The sequence below is a fragment of the Streptomyces sp. adm13(2018) genome, from assembly GCF_008042145.1.
Taxonomy (GTDB): Bacteria; Actinomycetota; Actinomycetes; order Streptomycetales; family Streptomycetaceae; genus Streptomyces.
This window is the reverse complement of the sequence record NZ_RDBH01000141.1, coordinates 394938-399567: the sequence shown is the minus strand read 5'-3', so window position 1 is coordinate 399567 and position 4630 is coordinate 394938. Positions and strand designations below refer to the sequence as shown.

Annotated in this window: 5 protein-coding genes; 1 reads left to right on the top strand and 4 read right to left on the bottom strand. The window is 72.3% G+C overall.

Features of this window, described 5'->3' with window-relative positions; genetic code table 11:
- The first annotated feature begins 123 nt into the window (after positions 1–123).
- Positions 124–1431, top strand: coding sequence for a M14 family metallopeptidase (locus tag EAO70_RS29900; protein WP_148005967.1), 1308 nt, complete (start codon positions 124–126; stop codon positions 1429–1431).
- 69 nt (positions 1432–1500) lie between these two features.
- Here EAO70_RS29900 and EAO70_RS29895 read toward each other — a convergent pair whose 3' ends face one another.
- The 4 genes from EAO70_RS29895 to EAO70_RS29880 form a co-directional block, all read right to left on the bottom strand.
- Positions 1501–2943, bottom strand: coding sequence for a GntP family permease (locus EAO70_RS29895; RefSeq protein WP_148005966.1), 1443 nt, complete (start codon positions 2941–2943; stop codon positions 1501–1503).
- A gap of 29 nt (positions 2944–2972) precedes the next feature.
- Positions 2973–3383 (bottom strand): RidA family protein, encoded by a 411-nt coding sequence (locus tag EAO70_RS29890; RefSeq protein ID WP_148005965.1) that lies wholly within the window; start codon positions 3381–3383, stop codon positions 2973–2975.
- Positions 3380–4147: an IclR family transcriptional regulator gene (locus EAO70_RS29885; RefSeq protein ID WP_148006586.1), complete on the bottom strand. Its 768-nt coding sequence runs from the start codon at positions 4145–4147 to the stop codon at positions 3380–3382. Before EAO70_RS29885 ends, EAO70_RS29890 begins: the two co-directional genes overlap by 4 nt.
- Positions 4144–4630, bottom strand: a 487-nt coding sequence (locus tag EAO70_RS29880; protein ID WP_261993115.1) for a PfkB family carbohydrate kinase, incomplete at its 5' end; no start/stop codon positions are given. The genes EAO70_RS29885 and EAO70_RS29880, both read right to left, overlap by 4 nt.

Below are 4630 nucleotides of genomic sequence, written 5' to 3'. Positions count from 1 at the left end.
GAGGTCGCCGCCGCCCGCCGGGTCGGCGGCTTCCACACCGCCCAGGTCGTCGACGCCGACCCCGACGCCGAGGCGCCCTGGCTCGCCACCGCCTACGTCCCCGGGCCCACCCTCGCGGCCCTCGTGGCGCTCGCCCTCGCGGCGCCCTTCTCCGCCCTCACGACATCCGCCGGGGCCGACCCCTCGTCGGCCGCCGCCCGCCTCGCCGTCGGCGCCGACGAGGTGATCCGGCAGTACGAGGTCGCCGGGCCCTCCACCCCCGCCGCCCGCAGCGCGCTCACCGCCACCGGCGTCTCGATCGACGAGGTCGACGCCCGGTCGGTCGTGGTCAGCGCCAACACCGAGCAGCTCGCGCGCCTCAAGGCGCTCGGCTACCGGCCGATCGCGCTCCCCGGCCCGCCGGACCGGTCCGCCGGGGGCACCACGGCGGCCGCTCCGCTCGACTTCCCGTCGGCCGACGCGAAGTACCACAACTTCGCGGAGATGAACGCGGAGATCGACCAGCGGCTCGCGGCCAACCCCTCGATCATGCGCAAGCAGGTGATCGGGAAGTCGTACCAGGGCCGGGACATCGTCGCCATCAAGATCAGCGACAACGTCGGCACCGACGAGGCCGAGCCCGAGGTCCTCTTCACCCACCACCAGCACGCCCGCGAGCACCTCACCGTCGAGATGGCGCTCTACCTCCTCCGCGAGTTCGGCGCGGGGTACGGCAGCGACTCCCGGATCACCAACGCCGTGAACGGCCGCGAGATCTGGATCATCCCGGACCTCAACCCGGACGGCGGCGAGTACGACATCGCGAGCGGCTCCTACCGCAGCTGGCGCAAGAACCGCCAGCCCAACTCCGGCTCCTCGTACATCGGCACCGACATGAACCGGAACTGGAACTACAAGTGGGGCTGCTGCGGGGGCTCCTCCAGCTCCAAGAGCTCCGAGACGTACCGCGGCGCGGCCCCCGAGTCCGCCCCCGAGGTCAAGGTCGTCGCCGACTTCGTCCGCTCCCGGGTCGTCGGCGGCAAGCAGCAGATCACCGCGGCCATCGACTTCCACACGTACAGCGAGCTGGTGCTCTGGCCCTTCGGCTGGACCACGGCCAACACCGCCCCGGGCATGACCCTCGACGACCGGAACGCCTTCGCGGCGGTCGGCGGCAAGATGGCGGCCAGCAACGGCTACACGCCCGAGCAGTCCAGCGACCTGTACATCACGGACGGCTCGATCGACGACTACCTGTGGGGCGCGCAGCGGATCTTCGCGTACACCTTCGAGATGTACCCGTCCTCGTCCGGCGGCGGCGGCTTCTACCCGCCCGACGAGGTCATCGAGCGCGAGACCAGCCGCAACCGCGACGCCGTCCTCCAGCTCCTGGAGAACGCGGACTGCATGTACCGCTCGATCGGCAAGCAGGCCCAGTACTGCGCGGCCTGACCGCCCGTACGCACCAGGGGAGCCCCGACGGAACGCCGTCGGGGCTCCCCCGCGTCCCGCTCCGGCCGCTCAGACGAACAGGCTGAGCACCGCGGCCGCCGCGAAGCCGGCCAGCGAGAGCACCGACTCCAGCACCGTCCAGGACTTGAGGGTGTCCCGCTCGGTGATGCCGAAGTACGTGGAGACGATCCAGAAGCCGCCGTCGTTGACGTGCGAGGCGAAGATGGAACCGGCCGAGATCGCCATGATGACGAGGGCCAGGAAGGCCTGCGAGTGGTCGCCGCCCTCCACCAGGGGCAGCACGATGCCGGCCGTGGTGACGATGGCGACCGTCGCCGAGCCCTGGGCGACGCGCAGCACCAGGGAGATGAGGTAGGCGAGCACGAGGACCGGCAGGCCGACGTCGTGGAAGGTGTCGGAGAGCGCTTGGGCGACGCCGCTCACCTTGAGGACCGCGCCGAAGACCCCGCCCGCGCCGACCACGAGCAGGATGTTGCCGACCGGCTTGAGGGAGGAGGTGGACACCTGCTCCAGGGAGGTGCGGGACCAGCCGCGCCGGATGCCGAGCAGCCAGTAGGCGAGGAGGAGCGCGATCGTCAGCGCGACGAAGGGGCTGCCGAAGAACTCGATGACGGAGCGGAGGGTGGACTCGTCCAGGGCGATCGAGGAGAAGGTCGCGGCAAGGATGAGGGCCAGCGGCGTGCCGATGATGAGGAGCACGGTGGAGAGCGCCACCGGTGCCTCGGTGCCGCCGGACCGCTCGGCGTCGACCTTGGCCCGGGCCTCCTCGGCCGCCTCGGCCATGTCCTGCGGGACCGCGACGAAGATCCGGCGCCCGATCCAGCCGGCGTACGCCCACGCCGCGAGCACGGCGGGGACGCCGACCAGGATGCCCATCAGGAGGACCCAGCCGAGCGAGACGTGCAGCAGGCCGGCCGCGGCGACCGGGCCGGGGTGCGGCGGCAGGAAGGCGTGGGTCATGGAGAGGCCGGCGAGCAGCGGCATGGCGTAGAGCAGGATCGACTTGCCGGAGCGCTTGGCGGCGGCGTAGACGATCGGCGCGAGGACGAAGATGCCGACGTCGAAGAAGACCGGGATGCCGAAGATGAGGCCGGTGAGGCCCATGGCGAGAGGGGCGCGCTTCTCGCCGAAGAGGCCGAGGAGCCGGCTGCTCAGCACCTCCGCGCCGCCCGAGACCTCCAGGATCGCGCCGAGCATGGTGCCGAGGCCGATGATGATGGCGACGTGGCCGAGGATGCCGCCCATGCCGCTCTCGATGACGGAGGTGGCGGCGGACTTCTGGACGGTGCCGAAGAGTTCGGTGACGGAGAGGCCGGCGGCGAGGCCGACGCCGAGTGAGACGGCGAGCAGGGCCACGAAGGGCTGGAGCCGGACCTTGATGATCAGCAGGAGCAGGACGGCGATGCCGAGGGCGGCGACGGTCAGCAGCCCGGCGGTGCCGGGTATCAGCAGGAGCAGTCCACCGGTGTGCGGGGGCGTGGCGGGGTTCATGGCCACCCCCGGGGTGCCGGGCGCTCGGCTCAGCCGAGGACGGCGAGGGCGTCGATCTCGATGAGGAGGCCGGCGGGCAGGCCGACGTAGACCGTCGTCCGGGCGGAGGCGGGGGCCTTGAGGCCCTGCTCCTCGAAGTACTGGTTGTAGATCTCGTTCATCTCGGCGAAGTGGTCCACGTCCGTGAGGTAGACGCGCATCATCATCACGTCGTCCCAGCTCGCGCCGCCCTCCTCCAGGATCGCCTTGACGTTGGCGAAGGTCTGGAGGGTCTGCTCGCGCAGGGTGGGGCCGGCGACGGTGGGGGCCTGGCCCTCGACGGCCGGCAGGAAGCCGACCTGGCCGGCGACCTGGAGGATGTTGCCCTTCTTGACGCCGTGCGAGAACTTCGCGGGCGGCGCGGTGTGGGTGGCGGGGGTGAGGGCGGTCTTCTCGGTCATGCGCTGTCCTTGGGCTTGTTCGGTGAGGTGCCGGAGTACTCCCGGCTGATGGCGTCCGCGGTGCGGCGCACCTGCGGGAGGAGGGAGAGGAGTTCCTCGGCCGTGACCACCACGTTGGGCGCCGAGACGGACATGGCGGCGACGACGCGGCCGTCGGCGCCGCGGATGGGCGCGCCGACGCAGTTGATGGACTCCTCGTGGCCGCCGAGGTCGGTGGCCCAACCCTGTTCGCGCACGGTGGCCAGCTCCTTGAGGAAGGCGGCGGCGTTCGGCGTCGAACGGGGCGTGTACGGGGGGTATTCGAGCTTGCCGGCGAGGGCGCGGCGCTCGGCTTCGGGCAGGTCGGCGAGGAGCAGTTTGGCGACGGCCGCGACGGTGATCGCGACGGGCTTGCCGATGCGCGAGTACATGCGGACGGGGTAGCGGCTCTCGACCTTGTCGATGTAGAGGACCTCGCCCTCCTCGTGGACGGCGAGGTGGACGGTGTGCCCGATCCGCTCGTTGAGGGCGGCGAGGTGGGGGTGGGCGATCTCCCGGATGTCGAGGTTCTCGACGGCCTCCTGCGCGAGGGCGAAGAGGCGGGCGCCGAGCCGGTACCGCTGGTCCTGCTGGCGGTAGACGAGGCCGTGCTCGTGCAGGGTGCGCAGCAGCCGGAGGGCGGTGGACTTGTGGACGCCGAGCCGGTCGGCGACCTGTCCGAGGTCGGCGGGACCCTGCGCGAGCAGGGGCAGGATGCTGAGCGCCCGGTCGACGGTCTGGCTCATGGTGTACGTCCCTCCTGGTCGTCCCCCGTCCAGCCGGGGCCGAGCTGAAGTGTGCCCCAGGCGGTCGGGGCGAGGGCGGCGAGGCGGTCGGCGTGGGCGCGGCGGGGCGGGGCGGCCAGGTCGCCGGGCACGGTGAGGGCGGCGGCGGCCAGCAGGTGTCCGTGCCGGAGGCGGGCGGTGGTGTCGAGTCCGCGGAGGGTGGCGGAGAGGAAGCCGGCGGCGAAGGCGTCTCCGGCGCCCACGGCGGCGACGACGTCGACGCGGGGGGCGGGCACGTGCACGACGGTGTCGGTGCCGGTGTGGACGTCGGTGCCGGGGCCGGCGTGGACGTCGGTGCCGGTGCGTTCGTGGACGGTGGCGCCGTCGGCGCCGTGCTTGACGACGAGGACGGCGGGTTCGGGGAGGGCGGCGCGGATCGCGGCGGGGTCGCCGAGCCCCCAGGCCTGTTCGGCCTCGTCGGCGCCGACGAAGACGAGGTCGGCC